Genomic DNA, 15,901 nt, shown 5'->3' with positions numbered 1-15,901 from the left:
GTCGGCGCATGGTCGGTGTACGGCGACTCGTAAAGCCGGCCGGTCCTGACGACCTCTTCGACGAGAACGCAGTTGATGACATCGTCGAGATCCTGCGTGACGTTGAGTCGCGGGCTCAGCCGATGGGGGCGTAGCCTCAGGCGGCCAGATCCAGGTGCTGGCATCAGCCCCGTCGACTGCTGGAACGTGACACCTGAGGCAGCCGCACCCGCTTGGGCTTGGGCATGGTCACAGGCGGCCCCTGCTCAAGAACTTCGCCGAGGCGATCCACCATCGAGGCGTTCGGCCAGTCCGGGTGCGCTTCGAGCACGTGGCGGATGCCGCTAGCGAGTTGTTCTCGTGTCAGGGCGTCGATGGGCACGGCAAGGTGGGCGCTCGGAGCGCCATCTTCGATGCGTGCCGACCTGAGGGTGCGCAACTGCTCGTCGGCGTAGGCCTGCGCCACCAGCGCCGAGATAAACCGCTCGCGCGCCTCTTCCGAGGCCATCCCGGATCTGTAGACCTCCACCGCATTCGAAGCCTGGGCGGAATCCACGATGGGCACGCCGATGACGATGTCTGAGGCAGTGCTGGTCATCTCTGTAGGGGCGCCACTATCCGCACCGCCCTCGGTCCGCTTCTTGGGCATCAACCGACGCGCTACACGCCGCAGCGCTTCACGGCCGCGTGTCTCCCACCAGCGGACGATGTGCGGCGAAGCTTGTCGCGCTGCGTACACGGCGCCGAGCATGAGGAGCGCGGCGGCGAGCTCCGCGCGCAGGTTTCCTGCAGGGTCCTCGGCTGGAGAGTCATCGAAGAAGACGGGCTCTGACGTGTCGAGATCTTCCTTGTCAGCCGGCCTCATCGTCGCTTGGCCCTGAAGGTCGTTGGTGTCGTCCGACCGGGCGAGTGGGCTGTAGCTGCCCGGATCGGTGTGTGACTGTGACAGATGGGTGTTCTGCGGCCGGCGAACCCACATGAGTTCCTCGATCATGTCAGGCCATTCGTCGCTGGTCATGCTGGGCACAGTAGCGGGCGCGGCAGACATCGAGCGGGCCCGGATCGTTGGTCCAACGCCCTACGCTCGCCCCATGTCCAGCGACCGCAAGACCAAGCCCACCGACACCTCCCCCGACGAGGTGCTCAGGGCCGTGGCCGACGAGCGCCGCCGCGTGGACGCGCAGGCCGCGCTCGACCTCATGCGCGAGGTCTCCGGGGCCGAGCCGGTCGTGTGGGGCCCGTCGATGATTGGCTTCGGGGACCAGCCGTACACGACGGCGGACGGCAGGGAGCACCAGTGGTTCCGCATCGGGCTCGCGCCGCGCAAGGCAGCGCTGACGCTCTACGGACTGACCTTCTACGGGTCCAACGAGGACCTGCTCGACCGGCTCGGGAAGCACACCACCGGCAAGGGCTGCGTCTACATCAAGCGATTGGAGGACGTCGACGCCGACGTCCTGCGCGAGCTCGTCGAGCGCTCCTGGGCGGGGTCCGGCGAGTGAAGGTAGCCGACCTCGCCTGGCCACGACAGGCCGGGCCACTCTCCCTTCGCCCGCCGACACCGGACGACATCGCGCAGGCACTCACCTGGCGCAACCGCCCCGAGGTCACGCGATGGCTGCTGCTGACGACCGTCGACCCGCAGGCGTACACGCGCAGCTGGCTCGAGGACGACCCCGACAGCCTCGGCGTGGCCGCGCACGTCGACGGTCAGCTCGTGGGGACCGGCTCGCTGTCCATCGGGGACGCCATGGGCCAGGTCCACGACGGCGACGGCACCTGGAGCCGGGCGCAGGGCAGCCTCGGCTATACCATCGATCCCGCGCACGCCGGTCGCGGCCACGGCACGCACCTGGCGTGCGGCCTGCTGTCGATCGCCTTCGACGATCTCGGGCTGCACCGGGTGACCGCCGGCTGCTTCGCCGACAACACCCCGTCGTGGCGGGTCATGGAGCGCATCGGCATGCGCAGGGAGCAGCACGGCGTCAAGGACTCGTGGCACGCCGAGCTCGGGTGGGTCGACGGCTACACCTACGGGATCCTGCGCGAGGAGTGGACCTGAGGCGAAGGGGGCGTCACCGCCGCCGGGCAGAGGCGGCGGCGATCTGCTCGAGCAGGTCGACCGCGAGCTTCGCCGCCTCGTTGGACCGGGCCACGGGCGCGGTGAGGGCGACGATGTCGCGCACCGGGTTGGGGTTGGTCAGGCGCAGCCGCCGCACCGTCTTGGGGATCGTGCGGCTCGCCAGGTCGGGCAGCACGGTGATGCCCACACCCGCCGCGACGAAGGCCGTGGCCGTGTAGTGGTCCTGCGCCTCGACGGTGTATCGGGGTCGGAACCCCGCTGCGCGGCAGGCCCGGTCGACCATCTCCTGGGTGATACCGGCGGAGATGTCGTTGCTGATCCACGAGTCCTCGGCGAGCTCGGCCATCTCGACCCGGCGGCGACCGGCGAGCCGGTGGTCGGCGGGGACCAGCGCGACGAAGTGGTCGGTCATGAGCGGCGTGACGATGTAGCCGGGTCGGATCGAGGTCGTCGGGTCGTCCGGTACGACGTCGATGTCGACGGGCGGCGCCTCGCCCGGCGGGTAGCCCTCGGTGAGGACCATCTGCAGGGTGAGCTCGGGCATCGTGGCCTGCAGCCGCTTGGCCAGCTGCGGCATCCACCGGTACCCGGCCGAGGCGAAGTACCCGATGGACAGCGCGCCGGTGCTCCCTTCGCGCAGGTCGTCGACGACGGCGTCGACCCGCTTGAGCTCGGTCATGAGGCGCTCGGACTCTGCGGCGAGCGTGTGGGCGGCGGGTGTGGGCTCGATCCCCCGCCCGTGGCGGGTGAAGAGTGTGAGCCCCGTCTCCTTTTGCAGTGCGGCGATCTGCTGACTCACCGCAGACGGCGAGTAGCCGAGGTGGCCCGCGGCCGCGTTGACGGAGCCGGACGCCATGACGGACAGGAAGATCCGCAGGCGGTGGGCGTCGACCATAACCCCGAGCGTATTCGATGATGAAGCAAAACTGCACAAACATCCGAAAAACTGAATTGGATAAGAATAGTTGAAGCGACCAACATCGTGGTCATGGAGAAGCTCTGGATGACCTACATCAACGCCCTGCGTCCCGCCGCCAACCGCCACTGGGGTGCCGGCCCGGACTCCGACCACACCCGCATGGCCGCGGAGCTCGCCGCCATGTCCCAGGACGAAAACATCACCAAGCGCGACCAGATCTCCTCGGCGACCTCCGGTCCCGAGTACCACGCGCCCTACGACCACCGGATGAGCGACCGCTTCCAGCCGATCCTCTCCACCCGTTGACCGTCCGCGACGTGCCCGTCCGGGGGTGATTCCAGCCCGGACGTGACGAAGGCCCCCGCGCCGTGTGGTGCGGGGCCTTCGTCGTGCCCGGACGAGGTCCGGTCAGCGCGTACCGACGTCGTCGGTGAGCACGACCGCCCGGCCCGCCTCGAGCCGCGCCACGGGGACGCGGAAGGGGGAGCAGCTCACGTAGTCGAGACCGGCCTCGTGGAAGAAGTGGATCGACTCCGGGTCGCCGCCGTGCTCGCCGCAGACGCCGGTCTTGAGCCCCGGCTGGGTGGCGCGGCCCTTGTCGACGCCCGTGCGCACGAGCTCGCCGACGCCGAGGGCGTCGAGGGTCTCGAAGGGGGAGATCGTCAGGACCCCGTTTTCGAGGTACTTCGGGAAGAAGGCCGTCTCCACGTCGTCGCGGGAGAAGCCCCACGTCGTCTGGGTCAGGTCGTTGGTGCCGAAGGAAAAGAAGTCGGCGGTCTGCGCGATGCGGTTGGCTGTGAGGGCCGCACGCGGCAGCTCGATCATGCAACCGATCGGGATCTCGATCGACTGGTTGTGGGCCTCGGCGACCTCGGTGATGATCTCCTCCGCCTGGCGGCGCACGATGACCAGCTCACGGTTGGACCCGATGAGCGGGACCATGATCTCCGGCTGCGGGTCCTGACCCGCCTCGCGCAGGCGCACGACGGCCTCGGCGATGGCCCGGATCTGCAGGCCGAAGAGGCCGGGGATCTTCAGCCCGAGGCGCACCCCGCGCAGGCCGAGCATCGGGTTGGACTCGTGGATCGAGCGGACGGCGTCGCGCAGCGCACGGGCCCGGTCGACCTCGGGGCCGCTCTCGCCGCGCTCCTCGGCCAGCGCCACCTCGACGGTCAGGTCGGTGAGGTCGGGGAGGAACTCGTGCAGCGGCGGGTCGATGAGCCGGATCGTCGTCGGCAGCCCGTCCATCGCGGTGAGCAGGTCGGAGAAGTCCTCGACCTGGGCCGGCAGCAGCTCGGCGAGCGCCGCATCACGCTCCTCATCGGTCTCGGCGAGCACGACCCGCTCGATCTGCTGACGTCGCTCGCCGAGGAACTGGTGCTCCGTGCGGCACAGGCCGATGCCCTCGGCGCCGCGGTCGCGGGCGCGCTGGGCGTCCTCGCCGGTGTCGGCATTGGCCCGCACCCGCAGCCGGCGGCGGGCGTCGGCGTGGGTGAGCACGCGGTCGACCGCCTCGAGCAGCTCGGTGGTCTCGTCCCCGTCGGACGCGGCGCGGGCGGTCTCGAGGCCCTCGGAGATGTAGGTCATGACGGGGGAGTCGACGACGTGCACGTCACCGAGGAAGACCTCACCGGTCTTGCCGTCGATGGCGATGGTGTCGCCCTCGCGGACGACGTGCTCGCCGACCCGGATCTCCTTGCTCGCCACGTCGACGACGAGGTCCTCCGCGCCGACGACCGCGCACTTGCCCATGCCGCGGGCGACGACGGCCGCGTGCGAGGTCTTGCCGCCGCGCGCGGTGAGGATGCCGGCGGCGGCGATCATGCCGGGCAGGTCCTCGGGGGAGGTCTCGCGACGCACGAGGATCACCGAGCTGCCCTCGGCCTGCTTGGCCTCGGCGCTCGCGTTGTCGAAGGCGACGGCCCCGACGGCCGCACCAGGGGAGGCGCCCATGCCGGTGGCGATGAGGGTGCGCTCGGCCTCGCGGTCGAACTGCGGGAAGAGCAGCTGGCTCAGCTGCTCGCCGGTGACCCGCTCGAGGGCCTCGTCCATCGTGATGAGCGCCTCGTCGACGAGCTGGGTCGCGATGCGGAAGGCGGCACCGGCGGTGCGCTTGCCGACGCGGGTCTGCAGCATCCACAGCCGGCCGCGCTCGATGGTGAACTCGATGTCGCACAGGTCGCGGTAGTGCGTCTCGAGGCGGCGCATCGCGGTGCGCAGCTCCTTGTAGGCGTCCGGGTCGCGCTGCTCGAGGTCGGTGAGCGCGAGCGTGTTGCGGATGCCCGCGACGACGTCCTCGCCCTGGGCATTGGGCAGGTAGTCGCCGTAGACACCGGAGTGGCCGGAGGAGGGGTCGCGGGTGAAGCACACGCCCGTGCCGGAGGTCTCGCCGAGGTTGCCGAAGACCATCGCCTGCACGTTGACCGCGGTGCCCAGGTCGTCGGCGATGCGCTCGCGGCGACGGTAGAGCTGGGCGCGCTCGGTGTTCCAGCTGCGGAAGACCGCCTCGATGGCCATGTCCACCTGACGGCGCGGCGTCTGCGGGAAGGGGTGGCCCGTCTCGTCGAGGACGATCTGCTTGAACTCGGCGACGACCTGCTTGAGGTGGTCGGCGGTCAGGTCGACGTCGGCCTGAACGCCGGCCTGCTCCTTGTGCGCGTCGAGGACGTCGCTGAAGCGCTCGGAGTCGATGTCGAGCACCGTCTTGCCGAACATCTGGATGAGCCGGCGGTAGGAGTCCCACGCGAAGCGCTCGTCACCGGCGAAGGAGGCGAGGGAGTGGACGGTGTCGTCGTTGAGGCCGACGTTGAGCACCGTCTCCATCATGCCGGGCATGGAGAACTTCGCGCCGGAGCGCACCGAGAGCAGGAGCGGCTCCTCGGAGTCGCCGAGGGTGCGGCCGATGAGGTCCTCGACGTCACGCAGTCGCTGGGTGACCTCGACGCGCACCTCCGGGGGCACCCGCCCCTCGGAGAGGTAGGCGCGGCAGGCCTCCGTCGTGATCGTGAAGCCGGGAGGGACGGGCAGGCCCAGCTTGACCATCTCGGCGAGGTTGGCCCCCTTGCCGCCGAGGAGGTCCTTCTGGTCGCGATCGCCCTCGCTGAACATGTGGACGTACTGAATCACGGGTGTGCCTTCCCAAACGCGTGCGCGGAACCAGCCCACTATGGCAGGCGTCACCCCCGCGGAGCACGGTCGGTTCCGCACACGGGGCGAAGGGGGTCCCCCCGCACCTCTCAGAGGTCGAGGCCGGCGCCGTCGAGCCGGTAGGTCTCCCACTCGGTCTGCGGCTGCGCGCCGAGCGACTCGTAGAAGGCGATGGACGGTGCATTCCACCGCAGGACCGTCCACTCCAGGCGACGGTAGCCGCGCTCGCGGCACTCCGCGGCCAGCTCGGCGATGAGCTCCTTGCCCAGGCCGGAGCCCCGGTGCCGCGGCTCGACGTAGAGGTCCTCGAGGTGGATCCCGTTCTTCCCCGTCCACGTCGAGAAGGTGAGGTACCAGAGGGCGAGCCCCACGACGCGACGCTCCTTGCCCTCGCCGGCCTCGGCGACGTGGCAGTGGGCGGTGGGCTCCCCCTTCGCCGGGAAGAGCGCCTGCACGAAGTCCTCCTCGGTTGTCTCGACGGCGTCGGGCTCCTTTTCGTACGCGGCGAGCTCGCGGACCAGGCGGAGGATCTCGGGGACGTCGGCGGGGACGGCGCGCCGGATGTCGGGGTGGCTCATGGGCCCGACGATATGCCCTCGGTCCCTGCCCTTCGAGACGCTGCGGCCGACGACCGCCTCGCTCCTCGGGGACCGGAGGGCGAAGGGTCAGTCCAGGGTGGTGCGGCCGCGGTGGATGCGAAGGGAGAGCAGCAGCACCACGAGGCCGGCCGCAGACAGGCCGGCGCCGACGAGCGAGGGCGCCTGCCACCCCCACCCGGCGGAGAGCACGAGCCCGCCAAGCCAGGCGCCGAGGGCGTTGGCGACGTTGAGGGCGGCGTGGTTGCCGGCGGCGCCGAGGGTGCGGGCGCGTCCGGCAACCTCCATGAGCCGCAGCTGGAGGGCGAGGACGAAGGCCGAGACGGAGATGCACACGAGGAGCAGGACGACGCCGGCCGGGACCGCCCAGTTGGCGGCCCAGGCGAAGAGGGCGAGGCTGGCCCCGGTCGCAATCGTCGACCCGACGAGCGTGCGCAGCACCGACAGGTCGACGAGTCGCCCGGCGATCATCGTGCCGAGCAGGCCACCGACGCCGTAGACGAAGAGGTAGATCGGCACCGCGTCGGCGGGCAGGCCGGTCTGGTTGCGCAGGATCGGCGAGATGTAGGAGTACATCGCAAAGACGCCGCCGAAGCCCACCGACCCGATGAGCAGTGTGAGCCAGACCTGCGAGTCGGCGAAGGCGGACAGCTCGCTGCGCACGTCGGCCTCGGTGTCGGCGGGCTGGTGCGGGACGAGGATGCTGACGAGCACGGCGGTGAGGACACCGATCGCGGCGACGAGCCAGTACGCGGAGCGCCAGCCGGCCTGCTGGCCCAGCCAGGTCGCGAGTGGGACGCCGGCGACGTTGGCGATGGGGATGCCGAGCATGATCCGGCTGACCGCCCAGCCGCCGCGCCCCGGCGCGACGATGTCGAAGGCGACGATCGAGGCGATGCCGAAGAAGGCGCCGTGCGGGATGCCGGCGACGAAGCGGGCGAGCATGAGCACCTCGTAGCCGGTGGCCATCGCGCTCAGCACGTTGCCCAGGGCGAAGAGGACCATGAGGCCGACGAGCAGCTCACGGCGGGGGAGCCGGTTGCCGAAGATCGCGATCGTCGGTGCGCCGACGACGACGCCGAGCGCGTACGCCGAGATCGTGTGCCCGGCCTGTGGGATCGTTGTCCCGATACCCCCGGCGATCTCCGGGAGCAGTCCCATCGTCACGAATTCGGTGACGCCGATGCCGACGCCCCCGAGCACCAGGGCGGCGAGGGCCGTCCCCACCCGACCATCGGTGGACGATCGTGCAACCGTGGGGGGCGAAGGGAGATTCACCGATCCATTCTCTCCCACCGTTTGACCTCTCAACGACATTGCCTCTACATTTGTAGATGACTGTTCTACGGAAGTAGAAGAATCGATCAGGAGATCACTCGCATGGCACTTCGCCTCTACCGCCTCGGCCGCTGGTGCGCCACCCACGCCAAGAGCGTGCTCGCGGCCTGGCTCGTCGTCCTCGTGCTGGCCGGATCCGGCGCCGCCGCCTTCGGTCGCCCCCTGACCAACGAGGTGTCGGTGCCCGGGAGCGAGTTCGAGGAGGTGCTGGACAACCTGCAGACCGAGATCCCCGACGCAGCAGGCGGCTTCGGCACGGTGGTGCTCCACACCGAGGACGGCGCATTCACCTCCGAGCAGCGCAAGGCGATCGACAAGGTCTACGGCGAGTGGGAGGACCAGCCGAGCGTCAAGCGGGTCATCAACCCCTTCGACAACCAGCGGACCCTCGACGACTCGCGCACCGACCTGACGAAGGCGAAGAAGGACCTCGACAAGGGCCAGAAGGACCTCGACAAGGCCTGGGTCAAGATCTCCAAGGCCCAGGGCCAGCTCGACTACGGCAACGCGTGGATCGACTACTTCGAGAAGAACGACCCCGACAGCCCGCACCTCGCCGAGATCCGCCAGCAGGTCAAGGACGGCGAGAAGGAGATGGCCAAGGCCAAGAAGGACTACGCCAAGGGGGAGCGCAAGCTCAAGACCGGCCGGACCCAGTACGACGCCGGCACGATCGTCTCCGACGGCGCCGCGGACTCCCGATTTGTCACCGACAACGGCTACGCACTGACCCAGATCCAGTTCGACACCAACACCAACTCCGTCGACCCCGAGGTCAAGGAGGCGATCGTCGAGATCGGCAAGCAGCTCGAGGACGCCGGGATCCAGACGCAGTACAGCGTCGAGATCACCCAGGAAAACACCCTCGTCGGCCCGGGTGAGGTCGTCGGCCTGCTCATCGCCGCCATGGTGCTCACACTCGCCCTCGGCTCGCTCGTCGCCGCCGGACTGCCGATCTCCGGTGCCCTCCTCGGCGTCGGCGTCGGCCTCGCCGGAGCCATGGCCGCGACCCACTTCTTCGACATGCACGCGATGACCCCGGCGCTCGCGCTCATGCTCGGCCTCGCCGTCGGCATCGACTACGCGCTCTTCATCGTCAACCGGCATCGCACCCAGCTGCTCGACGGGCGCGAGATGACCGACTCCATCGCGCACGCCGTCGGCACCGCCGGCAGCGCCGTCGTCGTCGCCGGCACGACCGTCGCCATCGCGCTCACCGCACTCGTCATCACCCCCGTGCCGCTCCTCGGCCAGATGGGTCTCGTCGCCGCCGCGACCGTCGTCGTCGCCGTGTGCGTCGCGCTGACGCTCACCCCGGCCCTGCTCCACGTCATCGGCCGCCGGGTCATCTCGAAGCGCGCGTGGGCCAAGCACGCCGCCCGGCCCGACACCGACCAGGTCTTCGGCTCGCGCTACGTCGGCGGCGTGACGAAGCGCCCCGCGCTCGTCGTGCTCGCCGTCATCGCCCTCTGCGGGATCATCGCGGTGCCGGCGCTCTCCCTTCGCCTCGGGCTGCCGGACGGGTCGAGCGAGCCGCTCGAGTCCACCGCCCACCAGGCCTACGTCGAGGTCGAGGACAACTTCGGTGCCGGGGCCAACGGTCCGATCATCGCCGTCGCGACCCTGGACGAGCCGGCGGAGGACGAGGACGCCGTCCTCGTCGAGCAGAGCCACCTCGTCAAGCAGCTGCGCACCGTCGGCGGCGTCAAGGCGGTCATCCCCTTCGGGGTCAGTGACGACCGGACCACGCTCGCCTTCCAGGTCATCACCGAAAGCGGCCCGGCGGACAAGGAGACGAGCGACACCGTCCGCCTGCTCAAGGCGAGCGCCGGCCCGATCGGCACGGCGACGCACTCCGAGATCGGCCTCACCGGTCAGACCGTCGCCAACATCGAGATCTCCGAGCAGCTCGCGGCCTCGCTGCCTCCCTACCTGGCGATCGTCATCGGGCTCTCGCTCGTCCTGCTCACCATCGTCTTCCGCAGCATCCTCGTGCCGCTCGTCGCGACCGCCGGCTTCCTGCTGTCCGTCGCCGCGTCCTTCGGTGCCGCCGTCGCGGTGTACCAGTGGGGCTGGCTCGGCTCGCTCCTCGGTGTCGACACCCCGGGGCCGATGCTCAGCTTCATGCCGATCATGCTCATCGGTGTCCTCTTCGGCCTGGCGATGGACTACCAGATGTTCCTCGTGTCCGGGATGAAGGAGGCGCACGCCCACGGCGCCGACGCCCGCTCGGCGGTGCGGCACGGCTTCACCCACGGGGCGAAGGTCGTGCTCGCCGCGGCCCTGATCATGGCGGCGGTCTTCGCGGGCTTCATCTTCGCCCACCTGACGATGATCCGGCCGATCGGCTTCGCGCTCGCCGTCGGCGTCCTCGTCGACGCGCTCCTCGTGCGGATGACCCTCACCCCCGCGGTGATGCACCTGCTCGGCGAGGGCGCCTGGTGGATGCCCCGCTGGCTCGACCGGATCCTGCCGGATCTCGACGTCGAGGGCGCCGCCTTGGAGCGCCCCGGCACGAAGGGGGAGACCGTGGCCACAGCGGAGGGTGCCACCGCCTCGTAGGGTCGGCGGCATGACGACGCAGAACGCCGCACTCCTCGAGGCCACGACCGACATCGCTGCGACCCCGCAGGAGGTGTGGGCGGTCATCACCGACCCGCGCGCCCTCGGCGGACTCTCCGACCAGGTGCTCCGCACCCACGTCGTCGGCACGGCGCCGGTCGGGCTCGGGACGCGGACGATCAACGTCAACCGGCGCGGCCCGCTGCTGTGGCCGACGCGCGCCAAGGTCGTGCGCTTCGAGCCGCACCGCGACTACGCCTTCCGCGTCAAGGACAACGGGACCATCTGGTCCTTCGAGCTGGCGCCCTCCGCGTCCGGCGGCACGACGGTCACGCACCGTCGTGAGGCGCCGCAGGGGACGACGGCCATCTCACGGACGCTGCAGGACAAGGTGCTCGGGGGCGTCGCCGACTTCGACCGTGAGATGGAGGCGGGCATGGCCGTGACGCTCGAGCGGCTCAAGGCGGTCGTCGAGCGCGGCTGACCGACGGGGGTCTGCCCCCGGGTGCGCGCGGGCGAGAACCCCACCGGACATGGGTACTTCTCCCCATCGACCCGGTCTGCGCGGCCCTCATAGATTCATCCGTGTCAGCAGCACAGGGGAGCGGCTGGCACGGCACGGGGCTGCAGGGGGTCTCGGAGCCGACAGCGAGGGCGGGACTCCGCAGGGGGAGTTCCGCCCTCGCTGTGTGTGCTCGGCGCCGCGCGGTGTCGCGTGGTACCGCCGGGGCCCGGATTGTGTGACCATGGCCCCATGACCACACCTCCAGGGGGTCCGAGCGGCCCGAACGTTCCTCCGCCGCCCGGCGGCTCCTTCGGCCAGGGGCCCCAGCACGGCCAGTTCAACCAGCCTACGGGCAGGGGCAGGGGCAGCCGGCCTACGGCCAGGGTGCACCGCCTCCCGGCCAGGGCTACGGCGGTCCGGGTGCCACCGGTGGCCAGCCCCCGAAGAAGGGGATGAGCGGCGGCATCATCGCGGCCATCATCGGCGGTGTCCTCGTCGTGGTCCTCGCCTGCTGCATCGGTGGCTACTTCGCCTTCGGTGGTAGCGACGACGACGAGAGCAGCTCCTCGTCGACGAGCCAGTCGACCTCGCAGAGCTCCACCGAGTCCTCCACCTCCGAGCCGACGACCGAGTCCTCGACCTCCGAGCCGACGACCGAGTCCTCGACCTCCGAGCCGACGACGAGCTCGAGCAGTTCCAGCGCCGCCGGCGGTGGGGACTTCCCGGCCGAGTTCGACGGGTGGAAGCGCGGCACCACGAGCAACACCAGCGGTCAGAAGACGGCGGTCTACACCAAGGGCAGCGACACGATCTCCGTCGTCTCGAGCTCCTCGGTCAAGCCGTCCGACTTCGAGGCCGTCTGGGACGACGACGAAAAGGTCGGGGACGCCCACTGCGGGACGCTCTCCTCGACGACCCAGTGCGCGGGCGAGAAGGGCGGGACGACCTACCTCGTCACCTCCGCCACCGAGAAGTCCGCCTCCACCGTGGCCGGCATCCTCGAGAAGTACCTCGACGCCGTCTGATCACACCTGCTCCACCGGAAGGGTCCCGTCCTTGGACGGGGGCCTTCCGTCGTCCCGGCCCCGCATAGGGTGGGGGCATGCCTCGGCACATCACGACGACGATCTCGGACGGCATCGCCCACGTGCGGCTCGCTCGCCCGGACAAGCTCAACGCCCTGACGCTGGAGATGCTCGACGACCTCGCGGCCGTCGCCCACGGGTTACGGTCCGACCGTCGGCTGCGCGCCGTCGTCATCTCGGGTGAGGGCGACTCCTTCTGCGCGGGCCTCGACTTCGGCTCGGCGATGAAGAAGCCGTCGGGCATCGTCTCCCGCTTCGTCCCGCGCCCGTGGCGGGGGACCAACACCTTCCAGGAGGCCCCGTGGGCCTTCCGCCGGCTGCCGGTCCCGGTCATCGCGGCCGTCAGCGGTCACTGCCTCGGAGGCGGGCTGCAGATCGCCCTGGCGGCCGACTTCCGGATCACCCACCCTGACGCCACCTGGTCGGTGCTCGAGGGGCGCTGGGGGATCATCCCCGACATGTCCGGGGTGCAGGCTCTCTCCGAGCTCGTGGGCATCGACGTGGCCAAGCAGCTGACGATGACCGCGGACAAGATCACCGGCACCCGCGCCGACGAGCTCGGGCTGGCCACGGAGGTGGCGGACGACCCGGTGGCTGCCGCCCTGGCCCTGGCGGAGCGCCTGGCCACCCGCTCGCCCGACGCGCTCGCGGCGACCAAGCGACTCTTCGACGGGACGTGGCACCGCAGTCCACGCCACACCTTTGCACGGGAGCGAAGGGAGCAGCTCCCCCTGCTCTTCGGCCCCAACGCCGCCCGTGCCCGGGCGGCGAATGCCCGCAAGGCAGAGCCGGAGTTCCTGCCCCGTCAGCGTCGGCTCGTCCCGTGAGCGGCGGCCCCCGGGCCCAGGCGGGCTTCCTCCCGATCGTCCCCGAGGACCTGCCCGAGGGCTGGTCGAGCCGGGCCCCCGACGAGGGCGACGTCGACGAGCTCATCGCGCTCGTCTCGGCCGCGAAGAAGGCGGTCGACGGCTCGGGTGCCGTGGAGAGCGAGCTCATCGCCGGTGAGGCCGTCGGCGAGGGGTCGTGGACCCGTCGCCAGGTCGTCGTCGTCGACCCCGGAGGGGCGATCCGCGTGTGGGCGCGGGTGCACGACCGCGCGGCCGGTCGGTGCAACATCGACCTGACCGCCGACCCGGACCTCGGTCGTGAGGTCGAGCAGACGCTCGCCGCCTCTCTCCTCGCCTGGGCCGAGGCGGTCGCGCTGCGCATCGCGCGTGGCCGCGGCCTCGGCGGGACCCGACTGGACGTGTCGGTCCACGAGGACGACGAGCGGCTGCGCAGCATGCTCGAGCCGGCCGGGTTCACCCGCGCCCGGCGGTGGTTGCAGATGAGCCGCCCCATCGGTCCGGGCGACGCCGATCTCGCCGAGACCCGCGAGGGCGTCGTCGTGCGGCAGGTCGCTCGCCGTGACGACGGGACCCCGGTCGCGGCCGACCTGCAGGCGGTCTACCGGATGATCGAGGAGTCCTTCGCCGACCACTTCAACTCCTACCGCGAGTCCTTCCCCGAGTTCCTGTCGCGGCTGCGTGAGGCCCCGGGGCACCGGTGGGACCACTGGTGGATCGCCGACATCGAGGTCGAGGGCCAGTGGGTGCCCGGCGGTGCCGTCGCCGCGTCCGTCCTGCCCAAGGACAAGCAGGGTCACGAGGGCACGTACATCGACTACATCGGCGTGCACCGGCTCGCCCGTGGGCGGGGCGTCGCGAAGTCGCTGCTCCACGCGGTCATCGCCGACACCGCCCGCCGTGGCCGCAACCGCGTCGCGCTCGAGGTCGACGCCGACAGTCCCACCGGCGCCGACGGCCTCTACGAATCGATGGGCTGGGTCACCCGCTACCGCACCGAGTCGTGGCACCGCGACGTGCGCTTCGAGGGGACCGACGCCCCCGTGCCGCAGGCCCGCCTGGACCAGTAGCCCGACTGCGCATCTCCCTAGGGAAATGCGCACGCAAGGCCGCATTTCCCTAGGGAGATCACCGGAAGGGCTGTCATTTCCCTAGGGAAATGCGCACAGGGGTGGCATTTCCCTGGGGAGATGTGCGCAGGTGCGGTCAGTGGGTGAGGCGGTGGGTCTCGATGGTGAAGTCCTGCGCCCGCAGGCGCTCGATGAGCGCCGAGCCCATGGCCACGGCGGGGGTGAGGACGCCCCCTTCGCTCGTCAGGTCGTCCTCGGCGAGGCACAGCGCGGACTGGCCCAGCATGATCGCCGTGCCGTTGTAGCCCGGGTCTGCTTGTGCCGCAACGGTGGTCGCGTACTTCGTGCCCGACGTCGTCATGGCGACGACCTCCATCGTGAAGCGGCCGTTGACCCGCGTCTCCTCGTCGGGGCCCTCGCCCGGGTCGGGGAGGAAGCGGTCGATGACCTTGCGGGTCGGCGCGAAGGAGAGTCCGCCGACGAGCCCGAGGAGGCCGGCGGTCATGCCGGTGGCGGCGAAGGGGGCCTTGGCGCGGGCGCCGAAGTCGGTCACCTCGTGGTACCGGAAGGCGCGGCCGTAGGCCCAGCCGAGCAGGGCATTGCTGCGACGCACGATGCGTGTGTTGTACGACGCCATGATGAAGGGGCCGGTCCAGTGACCGTCCTCGGTGCGGCGCACCGGCAGTCGCGACCCGACGCGACCGGCGACGGAGCGGACCCGGCCGCCCCGTGGGGCGGGCGTGGTCTGGGTGTCGGCGCGATCGGACTTCGTCGGCTCGGCGGCCCGGTCGGGGCTCAGGCCGTAGGGGTCGTTGATGACGCGGCGGTCCTCGACCGACTCGCGGGCGGCGATCGTCTGGCGGCGCATCGAGTCGATGGTGCCGCCGGACAGCCCGCCCTTGAGCCGCCGGACGAAGAGGACGGTGTCGGTCAGCTCGCCGGCCCCCTCGTCGGCGGCGATGCGGGCGGTCTCCCAGACGCCGAGGTCGGACGGGATCGAGTCGAAGCCGCACGAGTGCACGATGCGCGCGCCCGAGCGCTGGGCCACGTCGTGGAAGGCGTCTGCGGTGTCCCGGACGAAGAGGACCTCGCCGGTGAGGTCGGCGTAGTGCGTGCCGGCGACGGCGCAGGCCTTGACGAGCTCGCTGCCGTACGCGGCATAAGGGCCGACCGTCGTCACGAGCACGCGGGTGCGGGCGGCCAGGTCGGCACAGGCCGCGGGGTCCGAGACGTCGATGACGATCCGGGGCCAGTCCGCGAGGGGGGCTCCGAGCTCGGCGGCGAGCACGTCGAGCTTGGCGCGGGAGCGACCGGCCAGCCCGATCCGCAGCCCCGCAGGGGCGTGGTCACGCAGGTGCTGGGCCGTGAGGCGGCCGACGAAGCCGGTGGCGCCGACGAGGACGATGTCGAGGTCACGGGCCGGGGACTCAGTCATGAGTTCGACAGTAACGCGTTGTGCCGCAGGATGTTTCATCTTCATCGTTCACTTGGCGAAGGGGGATGCCCACGTCGTCAGGCTTCCCTTGCGGAGCATCCTCGGCTATGAAGGGTGGGTGGCGTCAGTCGCGCCGCGCACCGACACGAAGGAGAAGCACGATGACGCAGCCTCCGAGCGAGACCCCAGACCTGCCCGAGGAGGCCATCGGCGGCGTGCCGACCGAGGCCCCGCACGCCGACGGTGCTGCCGGTGACGGTGGCGCGGACGGTGCTGCCGGTGACGGTGGCGCGGACGGTGCTGCCGGTGACGGTGGCGCGGACGGTGCTGCCGGTGA

The 15,901-nt window shown here is 70.7% G+C and carries 14 protein-coding genes; 8 read left to right on the top strand and 6 right to left on the bottom strand.

The window, feature by feature from the left end; translation table 11 throughout:
• Window positions 1-163 precede the first annotated feature (163 nt).
• Window positions 164-997 carry a hypothetical protein gene (locus B277_RS11775; RefSeq protein ID WP_128276999.1) on the bottom strand — a complete coding sequence of 278 codons (834 nt, stop codon included), beginning with the start codon at window positions 995-997 and terminating at the stop codon, window positions 164-166.
• Between the two features lie 73 nt (window positions 998-1,070).
• Between B277_RS11775 and B277_RS11770 the strand changes: the two genes are divergently transcribed.
• Together B277_RS11770 and B277_RS11765 are read left to right on the top strand one after the other, a co-directional pair.
• Window positions 1,071-1,481 (top strand): DUF1801 domain-containing protein, encoded by a 411-nt coding sequence (locus B277_RS11770; RefSeq protein ID WP_007928533.1) that lies wholly within the window; start codon window positions 1,071-1,073, stop codon window positions 1,479-1,481.
• On the top strand, window positions 1,478-2,041 hold the full coding sequence (locus B277_RS11765) for a GNAT family N-acetyltransferase (protein WP_007928531.1): 564 nt from the start codon (window positions 1,478-1,480) through the stop codon (window positions 2,039-2,041). Before B277_RS11770 ends, B277_RS11765 begins: the two co-directional genes overlap by 4 nt.
• 13 nt (window positions 2,042-2,054) lie before the next feature.
• On the opposite strand, the gene B277_RS11760 is transcribed toward B277_RS11765, so the two are convergent.
• Window positions 2,055-2,957, bottom strand: coding sequence for a LysR family transcriptional regulator (locus B277_RS11760; protein ID WP_007928529.1), 903 nt, complete (start codon window positions 2,955-2,957; stop codon window positions 2,055-2,057).
• 93 nt (window positions 2,958-3,050) lie between these two features.
• Between B277_RS11760 and B277_RS11755 the strand changes: the two genes are divergently transcribed.
• A complete protein-coding gene (locus B277_RS11755) occupies window positions 3,051-3,287 on the top strand; it encodes a hypothetical protein (protein WP_040881435.1) in 237 nt (78 codons plus the stop codon).
• 102 nt (window positions 3,288-3,389) lie between these two features.
• Here B277_RS11755 and ppdK read toward each other — a convergent pair whose 3' ends face one another.
• From ppdK to B277_RS11740, 3 genes are all read right to left on the bottom strand, one after another.
• Window positions 3,390-6,107: a pyruvate, phosphate dikinase gene (gene ppdK, locus B277_RS11750; RefSeq protein WP_040881433.1), complete on the bottom strand. Its 2,718-nt coding sequence runs from the start codon at window positions 6,105-6,107 to the stop codon at window positions 3,390-3,392.
• Between the two features lie 110 nt (window positions 6,108-6,217).
• Window positions 6,218-6,706 carry a GNAT family N-acetyltransferase gene (locus tag B277_RS11745; RefSeq protein ID WP_007928523.1) on the bottom strand — a complete coding sequence of 163 codons (489 nt, stop codon included), beginning with the start codon at window positions 6,704-6,706 and terminating at the stop codon, window positions 6,218-6,220.
• An 87-nt stretch (window positions 6,707-6,793) separates the two neighbouring features.
• Entirely contained in the window at window positions 6,794-7,951 is a 1,158-nt protein-coding gene (locus B277_RS11740; RefSeq protein WP_007928521.1) for an MFS transporter, read from the bottom strand.
• A gap of 153 nt (window positions 7,952-8,104) precedes the next feature.
• Between B277_RS11740 and B277_RS11735 the strand changes: the two genes are divergently transcribed.
• The 5 genes from B277_RS11735 to B277_RS11715 all read left to right on the top strand — a co-directional run bounded on the left by B277_RS11735 (window position 8,105) and on the right by B277_RS11715 (window position 14,129).
• Complete coding sequence (locus B277_RS11735; RefSeq protein WP_007928519.1) at window positions 8,105-10,624, top strand: MMPL family transporter; 2,520 nt, start codon at window positions 8,105-8,107, stop codon at window positions 10,622-10,624.
• 10 nt (window positions 10,625-10,634) lie between these two features.
• Complete coding sequence (locus B277_RS11730) at window positions 10,635-11,108, top strand: SRPBCC family protein (RefSeq protein WP_007928515.1); 474 nt, start codon at window positions 10,635-10,637, stop codon at window positions 11,106-11,108.
• A 473-nt stretch (window positions 11,109-11,581) separates the two neighbouring features.
• Window positions 11,582-12,154: a hypothetical protein gene (locus B277_RS11725; protein ID WP_040881431.1), complete on the top strand. Its 573-nt coding sequence runs from the start codon at window positions 11,582-11,584 to the stop codon at window positions 12,152-12,154.
• A 77-nt stretch (window positions 12,155-12,231) separates the two neighbouring features.
• Entirely contained in the window at window positions 12,232-13,041 is an 810-nt protein-coding gene (locus B277_RS11720; RefSeq protein ID WP_007928500.1) for a crotonase/enoyl-CoA hydratase family protein, read from the top strand.
• Window positions 13,038-14,129 (top strand): GNAT family N-acetyltransferase, encoded by a 1,092-nt coding sequence (locus B277_RS11715; RefSeq protein ID WP_007928499.1) that lies wholly within the window; start codon window positions 13,038-13,040, stop codon window positions 14,127-14,129. The genes B277_RS11720 and B277_RS11715 overlap by 4 nt, the downstream gene beginning before the upstream one ends.
• Before the next feature lie 136 nt (window positions 14,130-14,265).
• Here B277_RS11715 and B277_RS11710 read toward each other — a convergent pair whose 3' ends face one another.
• Window positions 14,266-15,564 carry a saccharopine dehydrogenase family protein gene (locus tag B277_RS11710; protein WP_007928498.1) on the bottom strand — a complete coding sequence of 433 codons (1,299 nt, stop codon included), beginning with the start codon at window positions 15,562-15,564 and terminating at the stop codon, window positions 14,266-14,268.
• Between the last annotated feature and the right edge of the window lie 337 nt (window positions 15,565-15,901).

The sequence above is a fragment of the Janibacter hoylei PVAS-1 genome, from assembly GCF_000297495.1.
GTDB lineage: Bacteria > Actinomycetota > Actinomycetes > Actinomycetales > Dermatophilaceae > Janibacter > Janibacter hoylei.
The sequence above is the reverse complement of the archived record's forward strand: the minus strand, read 5'-3'. Positions and strand labels throughout refer to the sequence as shown.

Coding starts and splice junctions, on each gene's coding strand:
- B277_RS11775 (WP_128276999.1), bottom strand. CDS start 997: ATGACCAGCGACGAATGGCCTGACATGATCGAGGAACTCATGTGGGTT.
- B277_RS11745 (WP_007928523.1), bottom strand. CDS start 6,706: ATGAGCCACCCCGACATCCGGCGCGCCGTCCCCGCCGACGTCCCCGAG.
- B277_RS11760 (WP_007928529.1), bottom strand. CDS start 2,957: ATGGTCGACGCCCACCGCCTGCGGATCTTCCTGTCCGTCATGGCGTCC.
- B277_RS11710 (WP_007928498.1), bottom strand. CDS start 15,564: ATGACTGAGTCCCCGGCCCGTGACCTCGACATCGTCCTCGTCGGCGCC.
- B277_RS11725 (WP_040881431.1), top strand. CDS start 11,582: ATGAGCGGCGGCATCATCGCGGCCATCATCGGCGGTGTCCTCGTCGTG.
- B277_RS11755 (WP_040881435.1), top strand. CDS start 3,051: ATGGAGAAGCTCTGGATGACCTACATCAACGCCCTGCGTCCCGCCGCC.
- B277_RS11720 (WP_007928500.1), top strand. CDS start 12,232: ATGCCTCGGCACATCACGACGACGATCTCGGACGGCATCGCCCACGTG.
- B277_RS11735 (WP_007928519.1), top strand. CDS start 8,105: ATGGCACTTCGCCTCTACCGCCTCGGCCGCTGGTGCGCCACCCACGCC.
- B277_RS11770 (WP_007928533.1), top strand. CDS start 1,071: ATGTCCAGCGACCGCAAGACCAAGCCCACCGACACCTCCCCCGACGAG.
- B277_RS11730 (WP_007928515.1), top strand. CDS start 10,635: ATGACGACGCAGAACGCCGCACTCCTCGAGGCCACGACCGACATCGCT.